Source organism: Bordetella ansorpii, from assembly GCF_900078705.1.
Classification (GTDB): domain Bacteria; phylum Pseudomonadota; class Gammaproteobacteria; order Burkholderiales; family Burkholderiaceae_B; genus Bordetella; species Bordetella ansorpii_A.
Genome location: NZ_FKIF01000007.1, coordinates 580950 through 596906, shown reverse-complemented (window position 1 = coordinate 596906; position 15957 = coordinate 580950). Strand labels below are relative to the sequence as shown.

Sequence of the window (15957 nt, the reverse complement as noted above, 5' to 3'; positions counted from 1 at the left end):
CTTGGAAAAAGTCTAGCATGCCGCCCGATTCCGGATTCGTCGATTACCCCGGCAGCCCCTTCCACCTGTACCAGCCTTATCCTCCCGCGGGCGATCAGCCCAGCGCGATCGAGGGGCTGGTGCAGGGGGTGCAGGACGGCCTGATGTACCAGACCTTGCTGGGCGTCACGGGCTCCGGCAAGACCTACACGATGGCCAACGTCATCGCGCAGATGGGCCGTCCCGCCCTGGTGCTGGCGCCCAACAAGACCCTGGCCGCGCAACTCTACGCCGAGATGCGCGAGTTCTTCCCGCGCAACGCGGTCGAGTACTTCGTCTCGTACTACGATTACTACCAGCCCGAGGCCTACGTGCCGACGCGCGACCTGTTCATCGAGAAGGACTCCTCGATCAACGAGCACATCGAGCAGATGCGCCTGTCGGCCACCAAGAGCCTGCTGGAGCGGCGCGACACCGTCATCGTGGGCACGGTGTCGTGCATCTACGGTATCGGCAACCCGGGCGATTACCACGCCATGGTGCTGATCCTGCGCGCGGGCGACCGCATCTCGCGCCGCGAGATCCTGGCGCGGCTGGTGGCCATGCAGTACACCCGCAACGACGCCGACTTCACCCGTGGCGCGTTCCGCGTGCGCGGCGAGACGATCGACATCTTCCCCGCGGAAAGCCCCGAGCTGGCGCTGCGCCTGACGCTGTTCGACGACGAGATCGAGACGCTGGAGCTGTTCGATCCCCTCACTGGCCGCGTGCGCCAGAAGCTGCCGCGCTTCACCGTGTACCCGGGGTCGCACTACGTCACGCCGCGCGAAACCGTGCTGCGCGCCATCGAGACCATCAAGGAAGAGTTGCGCGAGCGCCTGTCGTTCCTGACGAAGGACGGCAAGCTGGTCGAGGCCCAGCGCCTGGAGCAGCGCACGCGCTTCGACCTGGAGATGCTGCAGGAGCTGGGCTTCTGCAAGGGCATCGAGAACTACTCGCGGCATCTGTCCGGCGCCATGCCGGGGGATCCGCCGCCCACGCTGATCGACTACCTGCCTGCCGACGCGCTGATGTTCATCGACGAAAGCCACGTCACCATCGGCCAGTTGGGCGGCATGTTCCGCGGCGACCGGGCACGCAAGGAAACCCTGGTGCAGTACGGCTTTCGCCTGCCGTCCGCGCTGGACAACCGGCCGTTGCAGCTCGAGGAGTTCGAGGCGCGCATGCGCCAGTGCGTGTTCGTGTCGGCCACGCCCGCCGCCTACGAGAAAGAGCACGCCGACAACGTGGTCGAGCAGGTGGTGCGTCCCACCGGCCTGGTGGATCCTATCGTCGAGGTGCGGCCCGCCCGCACCCAGGTCGACGACCTGCTGGGCCAATTGAAGACGCGCATCGCGGTGGGCGAGCGGGTGCTGGTCACCACGCTGACCAAACGCATGGCCGAGGACCTGACCGACTACCTCACCGAGCACGGCATCAAGGTCCGCTATCTGCATTCGGACATCGACACCGTCGAGCGCGTCGAGATCATCCGTGATCTGCGCCTGGGCACCTTCGACGTGCTGGTGGGCATCAACCTGCTGCGGGAAGGCCTGGACATTCCCGAGGTATCGCTGGTGGCCATCCTGGATGCCGACAAGGAAGGCTTCCTGCGTTCCGAGCGCAGCCTGATCCAGACCATCGGCCGCGCGGCGCGCAACCTGAACGGCCACGCGATCCTGTACGCCGACCACATCACCGATTCGATGCGGCGCGCCATGGACGAAACCGAGCGGCGCCGCAACAAGCAGCTGCAGCACAACGCGGACCACGGCATCACCGCGCGAGGCGTCAACAAGGCCGTGCGCGAACTGATCGACGGCGTGGTGGCCCCGGCCAGCCACGATACGCTCGAGGCCGCGGTGCCGGCCGAGGCGCTGACCGACGAGAAGGCCATGGCGCGCGAGATCAAGCGTCTGGAAAAGCAGATGATGGATCACGCCCGCAACCTGGAATTCGAGCAGGCCGCCGCGGCGCGCGACGCGCTGAATGCATTGAAGAAGCGGGTACTGCTGGACGGCGCGGTGTAGTAACCAAAGCCGTGTTGGACGGCGCCACAGTGTTACGGATGAAGCCCGCCCCGGCGGGCGCGCGACCAAATTGGGGGCAGATTTGCCGCCCCTCGTTCAGCGACTGAAAAGGTGCCATGTCATATATTTGACACTTCATTCAATTGATTGATTTTATTGGGAAAATTGATCTTTTAAATGATGAGTGTTGATATAACGGCCCTGCAAAAAAAACTTGCTATGTTCCGGGTTTTCCCGCACACTTGACGCCATGATGACCAAGGTACTTTTCGTTTGCATGGGCAATATCTGCCGCTCGCCGAGCGCGGAGGGTGTGTTTCGCCATCTGGTGAATGACGCCGGGTTGGGTGACGTCGTGCGGATCGACTCCGCGGGCACCCACGCCTATCACATCGGCGAAGCTCCCGATGCCCGGGCCCTGGCCGCGGCCCGCAAGCGCGGCTATGACATCACTCACTGCGAGGCCCGCCAGGTCACCGCGGAAGATTTCCGCGATTTCGATCTCATCCTGGCAATGGACTGGGATAACCTGTCCGCCATGCAGCAGCAGTGCCCCAAAGCCTACCAGCACAAGCTGATGCTGCTGATGCGCTTCGCGAACGAGTTCGAGGAAGCCACCGTGCCGGATCCGTACTACGGCGGTCCCGAGGGCTTCGGCAAGGTGCTGGACTACATCGAAGACGCCTGTCAGGGCGTGCTTGAGCTGGTGCGCAAGCGCGCCACCCAGTATCAGGCCGCATAAATCATTCGAAGGGCTTGCTGCGCTCGCACGCGGGCGGGGCAGGCCCATGCAGTTCTTTCTCAGACCGCGCCCAGGCGCGGTTTTTTCCGACCTGGATGCCTAGCAATTTACTCGGGTATTTGCTATACTTGAGGCAATTACTCAAGTATTAGGCCGCCTGACATAGTCCTCTGGATGCTTTCAGGCGATTTTACGGATACACAGGAAACACACCATGCGGCTAACTACCAAAGGGCGTTTCGCCGTAACGGCCATGATCGACCTGGCAATGCGGCAGCACAGCGGCCCGGTCACGCTCGCGGCCATCAGCCAACGGCAGAACATTTCGTTGTCCTACCTGGAACAGCTGTTCGGCAAGTTGCGCCGCCACGAACTCGTGGACAGCGTGCGCGGTCCGGGCGGCGGCTACTCGCTGGCCCGCCTGGCCCGCAACGTCACCGTCGCCGACATCATCTTCGCCGTGGACGAACCGCTCGACGCCACCAGCTGTGGCGGCAAGCGCGACTGCACCAGCGGCAACGATGGCCGCTCGGGCAAGTGCATGACGCACGAACTCTGGGCCACGCTGAATCGCAAGATGGTGGATTACCTCGACTCGGTTTCCCTGCAGGACCTGGTCGACCAGCAGCGCGTGCGCCAGTTGCAGGAAGCGGCCAACCAGGCCCAGGAATGCTCCGTGCGGGTCAGCCGCACGGGGAGCGCGGCCAATGCGCCGGCGGCCGCCGTCGAGGCCAACGCCACCGTATAAAAGCAGGAGTTGCACAAAATGACCACCCGTCCCATCTATCTCGATTACTCGGCCACCACGCCGGTCGACCCCCGCGTGGTCGACAAGATGGTGCCCTGGCTATACGAAAACTACGGCAACCCGGCATCGCGCAGCCACGCTTTTGGCTGGGACGCCGAGGAAGCCGTCGAGAAGGCGCGCGAGGAAGTCGCCAGGCTGGTCAATGCCGACCCGCGTGAAATCGTCTGGACCTCCGGCGCCACCGAATCGGACAACCTCGCCATCAAGGGCGCGGCCAACTTCTACGCCGAGCGCGGCAAGCACATCATCACGGTCAAGACCGAGCACAAGGCGGTGCTGGACACCTGTCGCGAACTCGAGCGCCAGGGCTTCGAAGTCACCTACCTGGACGTCCAGGAGGATGGCCTGATCAGCCTGGATGCGTTCAAGGGCGCGCTGCGTCCCGATACCATCCTGGTGTCGGTGATGATGGTGAACAACGAGATCGGCGTCATTCAAGATGTCGAGTCCATCGGCGAAATCTGCCGCGAGAAGGGCATCATTTTCCACGTGGATGCCGCCCAGGCCACCGGCAAGGTCGAGATCGACCTGCAGAAGCTGAAGGTCGACCTGATGTCGTTCTCGGCGCACAAGACCTACGGTCCCAAGGGCATCGGCGCGCTGTACGTGCGCCGCAAGCCGCGCGTGCGCATCGAGGCGCAGATGCACGGCGGCGGCCACGAGCGCGGTTTCCGCTCGGGCACGCTGGCCACGCACCAGATCGTCGGCATGGGCGAGGCCTTCCGCCTGGCCCGCGAGGAAATGGGCACCGAGAACGAGCGCCTGCGCATGCTGCGCGACCGCCTGTACGCCGGCCTGTCGCAGATCGAAGAGGTCTACGTCAACGGCAGCATGGAACACCGCGTGCCGCACAACCTCAACATCAGCTTCAACTATGTCGAGGGCGAGTCGCTGATCATGGCCATCAAGGAATTGGCCGTGTCCAGCGGCTCGGCCTGCACCTCGGCCAGCCTGGAACCGTCGTACGTGCTGCGCGCCCTGGGCCGCAACGACGAACTGGCGCACAGTTCCATCCGCTTCACCCTGGGCCGTTTCACCACCGAGCAGGAAGTCGACTTCACGGTCGAACTGATCAAGAGCCGGGTGGGCAAGCTGCGCGACATGTCGCCGCTGTGGGAAATGGCCAAGGACGGCATCGACCTGAACACCGTGCAGTGGGCCGCTCACTGAGCCCCTGCCACGAACAAGCAGTGGAGAAACATCATGGCATATAGCGACAAGGTTCTGGATCATTACGAAAACCCCCGCAACGTGGGTTCGTTCGAAAAGGGCGACGACACGGTCGGCACCGGCATGGTCGGCGCGCCTGCCTGTGGAGACGTCATGAAGCTGCAGATCAAGGTCGGCCCGTCGGGCGTGATCGAGGATGCGCGCTTCAAGACCTATGGCTGCGGTTCCGCCATCGCCTCCAGCTCGCTGGTCACCGAATGGGTGAAGGGCAAGACGCTGGATCAGGCCATGAGCATCCGCAACACGCAGATCGCCGAAGAGCTGGCGCTGCCCCCCGTCAAGATCCACTGTTCCATTCTGGCCGAGGACGCCATCAAGGCCGCCGTGCAGGACTACCGTGCCAAGCACGGCGGGCCGGCCGAAGCCTCCGTGTCGCAACCCGAGGCCGTCACGGCAACGGCCGCCGCGGCGAGCTGAGATCATGGCAGTCACCCTGACCGAGAAGGCGGCCAACCACATCAGCCGCTACCTGACCAAGCGCGGCAAGGGCATTGGCCTGCGCCTGGGCGTGCGTACCACGGGGTGCTCGGGCATGGCCTACAAGCTCGAGTACGTCGACGAGGCCGACACGGCCGACCAGATGTTCGAGAGCTTCGGGGTAAAGGTGTTCATCGATCCCAAGAGCCTGGCGTACCTGGATGGCACCGAGCTCGACTACGCGCGCGAGGGCCTGAACGAGGGCTTCAAGTTCCGCAACCCCAACGAGAAGGCGACCTGCGGCTGCGGCGAGTCGTTCACGGTGTAGGCCTTGGCGGCGGACGATCACTTCAGCCTGTTCGGGTTGCCCGCGCGGTTCGACATCGATACGGATGCCCTGGAGCGCGCGTGGCGCGACGTGGCGGCACGGGTGCATCCCGACCGCTATGCCACGGCAAGCGCCGCCGAGCGGCGCGTGGCCATGCAGTGGTCCGCGCGCGCCAACGAAGCCTACCGGCAACTGCGTGATCCGCTGCTGCGCGCGCGTTATCTGTGCGAGCAGGCGGGCGTCGACCTGCAGACCGAAAGCAACACCTCGATGGATCCCGCTTTCCTGATGCAGCAGATGGAATGGCGCGAGATGCTCGACGACGCGCGCCAAGATGCCGCCCGCGCGGACGCACTGCGCGCCGAGCTGGGCGAGGCGCGCGAAGCGATGCGCCGCACGCTGGCCGATCTGCTGGACGCGCGCGGCGACACCGCGCAAGCGGGGCAGAAGGTACGCGAGTGGATGTTCATCGAACGCCTGGCGCAGGAGCTGGCCCAACTGCAGCCGTTGCGATAGCGCCCCGGCCAGCGGTTGGAATGCGCCGGCCGCCTGGTCCGTCCGCCCCCTCCATACTTCCAAGAAATTCAAGCGAGATATGGCTTTATTGCAGATTTCCGAACCCGGTGAGTCGCCCGCGCCGCACCAGCGCCGGCTGGCGGTGGGGATCGACCTGGGTACGACCCATTCCCTGGTGGCCGCGGTGCGCAGCAGCGTGGCCGAGGTGCTGAATGACGATGCCGGGCGGCCTCTGCTGCCGTCCGCCGTGCAGTACCTGCCGGGCGGCCGCGCCATCACGGGCTACGACGCCCTGGCGCAACAGGCCAATGATCCGGCCAACACGGTCGTGTCGGTCAAGCGGTTCATGGGCCGCACGCTGGCCGAGGCGCAGGCCAGCGGGGCGCCATACGAATTCATCGATGCGCCGGGCATGGTGCGGGTGCGCACGGTGCAGGGCGACCTGAGCCCCGTGGAAGTGTCCGCGCAGATCCTGGCGGTGCTGCGCCAGCGCGCCGAAGACGTGCTGGGCGATGATCTGGTCGGCGCGGTCATCACCGTGCCTGCGTATTTCGACGACGCGCAGCGCCAGGCCACGCGCGACGCCGCGCGCCTGGCCGGCCTGAACGTGCTGCGCCTCTTGAACGAGCCCACCGCCGCCGCCATCGCCTACGGACTGGATAACGCGGCCGAGGGCGTGTATGCCGTGTACGACCTGGGGGGCGGCACGTTCGACGTCTCCATCCTGCGCCTGACGCGCGGCGTCTTCGAGGTCATTGCCACCGGCGGCGACACCGCGCTGGGCGGGGACGATTTCGATTCGCTCATCGTCGAGCGCGTGCTGGCCGGGCAGCCCGCCGCGCAAGCCGCCGACGCGCAGGGCGCGCGCGCAGACCGCCGCCGCCTGCTGGTGGCCGCGCGTGCCGCGCGCGAGGCGCTCAGTTCGCAGGAGCAGGCGCGCCTGGACGTGACGCTGGCCGACGGCACGGCCGTGGCCTACGACCTGAGCCGCGCGCAATTCGAGGAATGGGCCCGCGAGCTGGTCGAGCGCACGCTGGACAGCGCGCGGCGCGCCTTGCGCGATGCCGGCCTGGCGCCGGCCGACGTGCGCGGCGTGGTGATGGTGGGCGGCGCCACGCGCATGCCCGTGGTGCGCCGTGCCGTGGGCGAGCTGTTCGGCACCGAGCCGCTGGTCGACCTCGATCCCGATCAGGTCGTGGCGCTGGGCGCCGCCCTGCAGGCCAACCTGCTGGCGGGCAACCGCGCGCCGGGCGAAGACTGGCTGCTGCTCGATGTCACCCCGCTGTCGCTGGGCCTGGAAACCATGGGTGGCCTGGTCGAGCGGATCATCCCGCGCAACAGCACCATTCCGGTGGCGCGCGCGCAGGAATTCACGACCTTCAAGGACGGCCAGAGCGCGATGAGCCTGCACGTGGTGCAGGGCGAGCGCGACCTGGTGGCCGACAGCCGTTCGCTGGCGCGGTTCGAGCTGCGCGGCATTCCGCCCATGGTGGCGGGGGCGGCCCGTATCCGCGTCACCTTCCAGGTGGATGCCGACGGCCTGCTCAGCGTGACCGCGCGCGAGCAGAGCACGGGCGTCGAGGCCGCCGTCACGGTCAAGCCCTCGTATGGCCTGTCCGACGACGAGGTCGCCAGCATGCTGGCCGACAGCGTGCGCGAGGCCGACAGCGATGCGCGCGCCCGCATGCTGCGCGAGCAGCAGGTCGAGGCCCGGCAACTGGCCGAATCCGTGCGCGCGGCGCTGCAGGCCGATGGCGACCTGCTGCAGGCCGACGAGCGCGAGCGTGTCGAGCAATGCCTGACGCAGGCCGACGCGGCCCAGCAACTGGACGATGAGGACGCCGTGCGCGCCGCGGTGCGGGCCCTGTCCGATGCAACCGAAGACTTTGCCGCGCGCCGCATGGATCGCAGCATCCGGCGCGCGCTGGCTGGCCGTAAATTGGACGAAATCGCCTGATCCGACATGCCCAAGCTGACTGTATTGCCTCATCCCGACGTCTGCCCCGATGGCGCCGTCATTGAAGACGCGCCGCAAGGCGTCTCCATCTGCCGCGTGCTGCTCGACAATCACATCGATATCGAGCATGCCTGCGAACTGTCCTGTGCCTGCACCACGTGCCATGTCGTCGTGAAGCAGGGCTATGCGTCGCTGGAGGACGCCACCGACGCCGAGGAAGACCTGCTGGACCGGGCCTGGGGCCTGACGTCCACCTCGCGGCTGTCGTGCCAGGCGAAGATCGCCGACCAGGACCTGACCGTGGAAATCCCGAAGTACACGATCAATCACGCCAAAGAGGCGCACTGACATGAAGTGGACCGACACCTACGACGTCGCCGCCGCGCTGGCCGACGCCCATCCCGACGTCGACCCCAACACGGTGCGGTTCACGCAGTTGCGCGAATGGGTGATGGCGCTGCCCGGTTTCAACGACGATCCGGCGCGCAGCGGCGAGAAGATCCTCGAGGCCATCCAGATGGCGTGGATCGACGAGGCGCAATAGGGCGCGCCGCCCGGCGCGCGCCGAGGCGAGCGGCTCCATCCATCAGGATGGGGCCGTTGTTGTTTGAGGCCGGCCACGGGGCGCGGGAGCCGCCTCGTAGCGGGAAATGGCGGACATCCGGGCCTCGGGCCGGTGGCGGCATGTTCCTGAGGGCAGGGGCAGCCATCCAGGCGCCGTCGATACGGCGCCGGTGTATCGCGATCAGGCACAGTAATATCGAATACCTCTCTGTTTCCGGTGTTCCTCGATGACCGCTCGCCTGCGTTTCGGACTTGCCGCCAACCGCCTGCATCACGAAACCCCCGATGCCGCGCTGTTCGACTGGCTGCGCGCCAGTTCGGCGGGCATCCGCGAGTTGGGCATGGAGCTGCACACGGTCGGGCGCACCTATGACGCCATCCAGCGGGAAGAGATGCTTCAGGGGTATCGCGGCCTGGTCCGTTATCCCTATGGCCGCGAAGGCGGCCTGATGAAGCTGGTGGCGCGCGTGACCGAGGGACGCGATGGCGCCGAACCGTTCGACGGCGCCATCTACCTGATCGATCCGGTGGATCCTTCTTCCATCTTTCCGGAGGCGCTGGCGCTCAAGCGCCAGTGCATCACGCACGGTCGGCCGTTCATCTCGACGCTGGCCGGGGCCATCGAATGGATCGAGGCCGAGCGCGTGCTGGCGGGCCTGACGCCGGATCCCGCGGTGTCGCGCCATTTCGATTTCGGCCGCCAGACGCTGGCGCTGATCGCGCACGATGCCTTGAAAAGCGAAATGCTGACGTTCGCGGCCGAGCACTTCGACCTGTTGTCGCAGTTCGCCAGCCGGGTGGCGACGGGCACGACGGGCGGACTGCTGAACGACCTGGCCTGGTCGCGCGGCTGGCCCGCAGACAAGCCCTGGGTGCGCCGTTACCTGAGCGGGCCGCTGGGCGGCGACGCGCAGATCGCCGAACTGGTGCTGGAACAGCAGTGCCAGCGGGTGGTGTTCTTCGAGGATCCGCACGTGGCGCGCCAGCACGAGGCCGACATCCAACTGCTGGAACGGGCCGTGCGCGTGGCGACGGCGCATGCCGCGTGCGCGACTTCGCCGGTGGTGGCGCGGCGCTGGGCGCAGGCGGCGCGGTTGCGTGCCGAGCGGGTGTAGGCTGCCCGGTTGCCCTGGCGCGCGCTTTTGCCCGTGGCCCCGGATGTCTACGGAAATCGCTTGCGCGTGCGGCCTGCGGTACTGCTCCCAGGCGTTGCTCGACTTCATCTCGCGTCTGCGCCCGTGCCGGCACGGTTCGGGGCAGGCGCTCCTGCCAGGCGACGAGGTCAGGGAATTCGTCGTGGGGCGTGCCGGTTCGTCGGTAGCGTGAAAATGGGGCGGCGATGTCGATATCGGCGAGCGTCAACGCATCGCCTGGCTATGGCGACAGGTTCTCGTCGGATTCGGCGCTTTCGACAACCATGGCACGCAGGCGTTGCCGTTGTTTTTCGAGCGCGGTTATCCGCCGTTCCAGGATCGCAAGCCGCTTGCGCTTTGCATCCGTGATGGCCGCGCAGGCTTTGGCGCCTTCGATCAGCAACATGCAGCCGGGAAAGCCGCGGATCTCCGCCAGGCTGAAGCCGGTGGCGATCAGGCGCTGGATCTGCCTGACCTGAGCATGCGGTGCACGGCATGTCGGTGGAGGCGCCCCAGGGCCTGGCGGCGATGCACAAGCCGCTGCTGTTGATCTATGGCGCGCGCGACGCGCTGGTTCGCGCCGAAGCCTCTTTCCAGCGGGCCCGGGCCCTGAATGCGCGGATCACCGGCCAGTTCTATCCAGAAGCGGGGCATGCGCCGTTCATGGAGGAGCGGCAGCGCTTCAATCGTGAGCTGTCAGGTTTCGTGGAAGCCGCGATGCGGCATTAGCCGAGCCGCGGCGAGCCGCCTGGGGGCGCCGGGGCGCTGTACAGGCAGCGCCAGACCGTATCGAGAAACCGCCGCAGCAGCGGGCCGTCGTCGTCGGGACGATAGGCCATCAGCAGCTGGCTGGCGGCATCGGGAGTGTCGATGGGACGATAGGCCACGCCGGGCACGCCGCTGCGGGCATAGGTTTCAGGCAGGATCGAAATGCCCATGCCCGCGGCCACCAGGCCCAGGATGGTGGCGCCTTCCCGGGCTTCCTGCACCAGGCGCGGCGCGTAGCCGGCGCGGCTGGTCAGCACCATGACGTGTTCGAACAGCCCGCAGCCCAATCCGCGCGGAAACAGGATGAAGGGTTCATCTTTCAAGGCGGCCAGGGGCAGGGGCTGCGTGCCGTGCGACAGGGGATGCTGATCGGGCAGGACCGCGACCAGACGGTCGCCCCATAGCGGCAGCGTCGCGATGCTGGCCGGCGCGCAGAACAGCAGGGACGGCCGCAGGAAACCCACGTCGATGGTCTTGTCCGCCAGGGCGCGCAGTTGCTGGCCCGTGGACATGTGGGCCAGGTCGGCGCGGGCCTGCGGGTGGGCCGCGCGAAAACGCTGGATCAGGCGGGGAAAGGCATCGAACATGGGCACCGACGCGGTGAAGGCCAGGCGCAGTTCTCCTGCCAGGCCGCGCGAGGCCAGCCGCACCACTTCGCCGGCGCGGTCCACGTGCCGCAGGGCGGCGCGGGCTTGCTCCAGGAACAGCGCGCCGGCTTCGGTCAGCGCCACGTGGCGCTTGGTGCGTTCCAGCAGCACGGAACCCAGTTCCTCTTCCAATGCCTTGATCTGCAGGCTGAGCGGTGGCTGGCTGACGTGCAGGCGCCGCGCGGCGGCGCTGAAGCTCAGTTCCTCGGCGACCGCGACGAAATAGCGGAGTTGGCGTAGTTCCATGTTATTTGGAATCGAAATAAAAGGTGGGTTCCAAAAGTATTGGATCATATTAATGGCCTGGCGAGATCATAGTCACCCGCATACCAAGAACGGGACGCGAACGGCGTTCCCACGAACAGGAGACATCGATGCAACGGACTTCCCACGTCCTGACCCGCCTGCTGCGCGCCTGCGGCCTGGCTTTCGCGCTGGCGGGGGCTACGGCCGCGCAGGGCGCGCAGGCGTTCCCCGACAAGCCCATACGCGTGGTCGTGCCGTACTCGCCGGGCGGTGGGGTGGATATCGTCACGCGTCTGGTGACGCAGAAAATGGCGCAGGATCTGGGGCAGCCCATCATCGTGGACAACCGGCCCGGCGCCGCCACCAACATCGGCCTGGAGGCGGTGGCGCGCGCGCAGCCTGACGGCTATACGCTGCTGACGGCCTCGAATACGCTGGCCGGCAATGCCGCGCTGTTCTCGAAGCTGCCCTTCGACCCGGCCAAGGATTTCGCGGCGGTGGGCGCCATCGGTTATGCCTCGCTGGTCGTGGTGGTGCCGTCCGATTCGCCCCACCGAAGCCTGAAGGATCTGGTGGCATATGGCCGCGCCCATCCGGACAAGCTGACCTATGCGTCCGCGGGCAATGGCAGTTCGGGGCATCTGGCCAGCGAACTGCTCAAGCGCGAAGGCAAGTTCCAGGCGCTGCATGTGCCGTACAAGGGCGGGTCGCCGGCCGTCACGGACCTGCTGGGCGGGCGCATCGATTTCATGGCGATCAATCCGCTGGAGGTCCTGCCGCATATCCAGTCGGGCAAGTTGCGCGCGCTGGCGGTGTTGGATGCCAAGCGTTCGCCGCTGTTGCCCAAGGTGCCCACCGTGGTGGATCAGGGCCTGCCGGACGCGCAGGCCGCGGTGTGGTGGGGCGTGATCGGTCCCGCCGGCATGCCCGCGCCGGTCGTGCAACGCCTGAACCAGGCGCTGCGCAAGGCGCTGGCCGACGCGAATGTGCGGCAGCGCATGGCCGAGATGGGCGCCGAACTGACCCCGGGCAGCGCCGCCGATTTCAGCCGCTTCGTCGCCGCCGAAACCATCAAATGGGAACGCGTCATCAAGCAGGCGGGCGTGCGCGCCGATTGAGTGCGCGTCCAGCCGGCCTATTCAAGGGAGCAATTCATGAGCAGCACCACGCAACAGACGGGCCTGATCGTCAGTGCGCATTCGGCGGATTTCGTCTGGCGGGCCGGGGGGGCGATCGCCCTGTATGCCAGCCGCGGTTGGAACATGGTCGTCGTGTGCCTGTCGTATGGCGAGCGCGGCGAATCGGCCAAGCTTTGGCGCGAGCCTGGCATGACGCTGGAACGCGTGAAGGCTGCCCGCCGCGAAGAGGCGGAACGCGCGGCGGGCATCCTGGGGGCTTCCGTGCGGTTCCTGGATTGCGGCGACTATCCCTTGCGCGTACCCGACGAAGCGTTGTTCCAACTGGTCGATATCTACCGCGAACTGCGGCCGGCCTTCGTGCTGACGCATTCGCAGCGCGACCCGTACAACTTCGATCACCCTTTGGCCACGCACGTGGCGCAGGAGGCGCGCGTGATTGCCCAGGCGCATGGACATCATCCAGAAGAGGGCGTGCTGGGCGCGCCGCCGGTATTCCTGTTCGAGCCGCACCAGCCGGAGCAATGCGGCTGGAAGCCCGATGTGCTGCTGGACATCTCGCCGGTCTGGCAGACCAAGCGCCGCGCATTCGAGACCATGGCCGCGCAGGAGCATCTGTGGGAGTACTACACCCGCGTGGCCTTGCAGCGTGGCGTGCAGGCGGCGCGCAATTCGGCTCTGAAGATCCAGTACGGCGAGGGCTACCAGCGTGTCTTCCCGCAGGTCACGGCGGAACTGGCATAGGCCGCGCCTCGATCGGCCTAAATGCCGCGGGGCCTTGTGGCAAGGCCCCGCGGCATCATTTTTTGAGTGTCCGGTTTCGGTGGGCTAGCGGCGCCGCTTCAGCAGCGCCACGCCGGCGCAGGCCACCGAGACGGCCAGCAGCACGCCGGCGATGGGCAGCAGGGTGCTGCGTTCCTGGCCGGCGCCGGAAGACGCCTGGCCCAGCCAGAAGGCCACGCAGCACAGGGAGGCGATCAGCATCACGACGGCCGTGAGCAATAGCGCCGTGTAGGTGCGCTGGTCGGTGCCCGGCGGCGCGGCCAGCACGCCGCGCTTGGGCAGCACCACATACATCAGCAGCACCAGGAACGCGACGATGACGAGGATCTTGGCGATCATGGCGCGGCCCGCTCAGTCTTCACGGCGCAGATGCGGGAACAGGATGACGTCGCGGATGCTGGGGCTGTCGGTCAGCAGCATGACCAGGCGGTCGATGCCGATGCCGCAGCCGCCGGTGGGGGGCATGCCGTATTCCAGGGCGCGGATGTAGTCCGCGTCGTAGAACATGGCTTCCTCGTCGCCCGCGTCCTTGGCCTCGACCTGCGAACGGAAGCGCTCGGCCTGGTCTTCGGGATCGTTCAGCTCGGAGAAGCCGTTGGCGATCTCGCGGCCGGTCATGAACAGCTCGAAGCGCTCGGTGATGCCCTCGCGGGTGTCGGAGGCGCGCGCCAGCGGCGAGACCTCGACCGGGTAGTCGATGATGTAGGTCGGGTTCCAGAGCTTGGACTCGGCCGTTTCCTCGAACAGCGCCAGTTGCAGCGCGCCCAGGCCGGCGCGCGACAGCACGGGGCCGTCGACGTCCGCGCCGTGCTTCTTCAGGTCGGCGCGCACGAACTCGATGTCGTCCAGTTGCTCCTGCGTGTAGCCGGGGGCGTACTTGATGATGGCTTCGCAGATGGTCAGGCGGTCGAACGGCTTGGACAGGTCCAGTTCGCGTTCCTGGTAGGTGAGCACGGCGCTGCCGGTGGCGGCGATGGCCGCGCCACGGATGACCTGCTCGGTGAAGTCCATCAGCCAGCGGTAGTCCGCATAGGCCGCGTAGAACTCCATCATCGTGAATTCGGGGTTGTGGCGCGGGCTGACGCCTTCATTGCGGAAGTTGCGGTTGACTTCGAACACGCGCTCGAAGCCGCCCACGATCAGGCGCTTCAGGTACAGCTCGGGCGCAATGCGCAGGAACATTTCCATGTCCAGCGCGTTGTGGTGGGTGATGAAGGGCTTGGCCGCCGCGCCGCCCGGGATGGGGTGCAGCATGGGGGTCTCGACTTCGAGGAAGCCGGATTCCAGCATGAACTGGCGGATGCTGCCGATGGCCTTGCTGCGCGCCTCGAAGGTGCGGCGCGTGGCGTCTGTCATGATGAGGTCGACGTAGCGCTGGCGGTAGCGCAGTTCCTGGTCGGCCACGCCATGGAACTTGTCGGGCAGGGGGCGCAGCGACTTCGACAGCAGGCGGGCGGCGGTGGCGTGCACCGACAGTTCGCCCTTGTTGGTCTTGAAGATGCGGCCTTCGATGGCGATGATGTCGCCGATGTCCCATTGCTTGAATGCCGCGTAGACCTCCTCGCCCAGCGTGCCGCGTTCCAGGTAGAGCTGGATGCGGCCGGTGCTGTCCTGCAGCGTGGCGAAGCTGGCGCGGCCCATGACGCGCTTGAGCATCATGCGGCCGGCCACCTTGACCTGCACCGCGGCCTCTTCCAGGGCGGGCTGTTCCTGATCGTCGTATTGGGCGTGCAGGTCGGCGGCGCGGGCGTCGGGTACGAAGTCGTTCGGATACGCGACACCGGTTTCGCGCAGTTTGGCCAGCTTGACGCGCCGTTCGGCGATCAAGCGGTTTTCGTCCTGGGCGGGGGCGGCGGGGTGGTCGGTCATGGCGGGTTCAGGGGTAATGGCGGATGTCGTCGATGTCGGTCGTGCCGAAGTCGTCGCGGTCTAGGTAGGCGAGGATGCGCGCGGCAACGTCGGCGGGAGCGGCCAGTTGGCCGGCGGTCTTGAATTCCTGGAACTTGGCCAGGGCGGGGAAGCTGGCGGGGTCGCTGCCGCGGATGGTTTCCTGCATGTCGGTGTCGACGATGCCGGGCGCCAGCGAGACGGCGCGCACGCCGTCGGCGCCCTGTTCCTGCTTCAGCACGCGCGTGTACATGTCCAACGCGGCCTTGGTGGCACAGTACACGCCCCAGCCCGCGTTGGGATTGCGGCCGGCGCCCGACGAGATGTTGAGCACCCGGCGGTCGGCCTGCATGCCGCGCACCGCCTGCAGGAAGCGCGCGGTGAGCAGCATGACGGCGGTGACGTTGAGGTTGAACGCCTGCGTGATGCTGGCGGCGTCGGTCAGCCCCGCACAGGGCGACACCGGCTGCACGGTGCCGGCGTTGTTGACCAGCAGGTAGCGCCTGGCGTCGTGCGGCAGGTCACGCGCGATCTGGTCGGCGGTGCGCTGCGCGGCGGACAGGTCGGACAGGTCGACCTTGACCTGCTGCAACTCGGCGCCCTGTGCGCGGGCGAATTCGGCCAGTTCGGCGTCGTCGCGCCGCGCCAGCGTGACCAGGCGCACGCCGGGGCGCGCCAGGCCACGCGCCAGCGCGGCGCCCAGGCCGCGCGAGGCGCCGGTAAGGATGGCAATGGTGTCGGTCATGC

The 15957-nt window shown here is 66.9% G+C and carries 17 protein-coding genes and 1 pseudogene; 13 read left to right on the top strand and 5 right to left on the bottom strand.

Translation table 11 applies throughout. The features are described 5' to 3' along the window. Positions 1-17: 17 nt before the first annotated feature. The 11 genes from uvrB (at position 18) to A6745_RS18405 (ending at position 9725) form a co-directional block, all read left to right on the top strand. Complete coding sequence (gene uvrB / locus A6745_RS18455; RefSeq protein WP_066130282.1) at positions 18-2048, top strand: excinuclease ABC subunit UvrB; 2031 nt, start codon at positions 18-20, stop codon at positions 2046-2048. A gap of 250 nt (positions 2049-2298) precedes the next feature. Then, a complete protein-coding gene (locus tag A6745_RS18450; protein ID WP_066130280.1) occupies positions 2299-2790 on the top strand; it encodes a low molecular weight protein-tyrosine-phosphatase in 492 nt (163 codons plus the stop codon). 214 nt (positions 2791-3004) lie between these two features. Continuing rightward, positions 3005-3538, top strand: coding sequence for a Fe-S cluster assembly transcriptional regulator IscR (iscR, locus tag A6745_RS18445; protein WP_066130276.1), 534 nt, complete (start codon positions 3005-3007; stop codon positions 3536-3538). Between the two features lie 18 nt (positions 3539-3556). Next, complete coding sequence (locus tag A6745_RS18440) at positions 3557-4768, top strand: IscS subfamily cysteine desulfurase (RefSeq protein ID WP_066130275.1); 1212 nt, start codon at positions 3557-3559, stop codon at positions 4766-4768. A 33-nt stretch (positions 4769-4801) separates the two neighbouring features. Further along, positions 4802-5245: a Fe-S cluster assembly scaffold IscU gene (gene iscU / locus A6745_RS18435; RefSeq protein ID WP_066130274.1), complete on the top strand. Its 444-nt coding sequence runs from the start codon at positions 4802-4804 to the stop codon at positions 5243-5245. A 4-nt stretch (positions 5246-5249) separates the two neighbouring features. Beyond that, a complete protein-coding gene (gene iscA, locus A6745_RS18430) occupies positions 5250-5573 on the top strand; it encodes an iron-sulfur cluster assembly protein IscA (RefSeq protein ID WP_066130271.1) in 324 nt (107 codons plus the stop codon). Between the two features lie 3 nt (positions 5574-5576). After that, positions 5577-6089 carry a Fe-S protein assembly co-chaperone HscB gene (gene hscB / locus A6745_RS18425; protein ID WP_066130268.1) on the top strand — a complete coding sequence of 171 codons (513 nt, stop codon included), beginning with the start codon at positions 5577-5579 and terminating at the stop codon, positions 6087-6089. Between the two features lie 79 nt (positions 6090-6168). Then, a complete protein-coding gene (gene hscA / locus A6745_RS18420) occupies positions 6169-8046 on the top strand; it encodes a Fe-S protein assembly chaperone HscA (RefSeq protein WP_066130267.1) in 1878 nt (625 codons plus the stop codon). 6 nt (positions 8047-8052) lie between these two features. Further along, on the top strand, positions 8053-8394 hold the full coding sequence (gene fdx, locus A6745_RS18415; protein ID WP_066130265.1) for an ISC system 2Fe-2S type ferredoxin: 342 nt from the start codon (positions 8053-8055) through the stop codon (positions 8392-8394). 1 nt (position 8395) lies between these two features. Then, positions 8396-8590, top strand: a complete 195-nt coding sequence (gene iscX / locus A6745_RS18410) for a Fe-S cluster assembly protein IscX (protein ID WP_066130263.1) — start codon at positions 8396-8398, stop codon at positions 8588-8590. Between the two features lie 247 nt (positions 8591-8837). Beyond that, on the top strand, positions 8838-9725 hold the full coding sequence (locus A6745_RS18405; RefSeq protein ID WP_066130261.1) for a methylglyoxal synthase: 888 nt from the start codon (positions 8838-8840) through the stop codon (positions 9723-9725). Positions 9726-9984: 259 nt separating this feature from the next. Here A6745_RS18405 and A6745_RS27975 read toward each other — a convergent pair. After that, positions 9985-10340: pseudogene (locus tag A6745_RS27975) on the bottom strand (MerR family transcriptional regulator). Between the two features lie 128 nt (positions 10341-10468). Continuing rightward, positions 10469-11404, bottom strand: coding sequence for a LysR substrate-binding domain-containing protein (locus A6745_RS18395; RefSeq protein WP_066130258.1), 936 nt, complete (start codon positions 11402-11404; stop codon positions 10469-10471). A 128-nt stretch (positions 11405-11532) separates the two neighbouring features. Here A6745_RS18395 and A6745_RS18390 point away from each other — a divergent pair, with 128 nt between their 5' ends. Both A6745_RS18390 and A6745_RS18385 read left to right on the top strand, forming a co-directional pair. Next, on the top strand, positions 11533-12522 hold the full coding sequence (locus A6745_RS18390) for a tripartite tricarboxylate transporter substrate binding protein (RefSeq protein ID WP_066130257.1): 990 nt from the start codon (positions 11533-11535) through the stop codon (positions 12520-12522). A 36-nt stretch (positions 12523-12558) separates the two neighbouring features. Further along, the gene (locus tag A6745_RS18385; RefSeq protein WP_066130256.1) at positions 12559-13284 is read left to right on the top strand and encodes a PIG-L deacetylase family protein; all 726 of its coding nucleotides are present in this window, start codon (positions 12559-12561) and stop codon (positions 13282-13284) included. An 84-nt stretch (positions 13285-13368) separates the two neighbouring features. Here the strand turns inward: A6745_RS18385 and A6745_RS18380 are convergent, their stop codons facing one another. The 3 genes from A6745_RS18380 to A6745_RS18370 are packed head-to-tail and all read right to left on the bottom strand — an operon-like array spanning position 13369 to position 15955. Further along, positions 13369-13662 (bottom strand): hypothetical protein, encoded by a 294-nt coding sequence (locus tag A6745_RS18380; protein ID WP_066130254.1) that lies wholly within the window; start codon positions 13660-13662, stop codon positions 13369-13371. 12 nt (positions 13663-13674) lie between these two features. Continuing rightward, entirely contained in the window at positions 13675-15192 is a 1518-nt protein-coding gene (lysS, locus tag A6745_RS18375) for a lysine--tRNA ligase (protein WP_066130249.1), read from the bottom strand. Between the two features lie 7 nt (positions 15193-15199). Then, on the bottom strand, positions 15200-15955 hold the full coding sequence (locus tag A6745_RS18370) for an SDR family oxidoreductase (protein WP_066130247.1): 756 nt from the start codon (positions 15953-15955) through the stop codon (positions 15200-15202). Positions 15956-15957 lie beyond the last annotated feature (2 nt).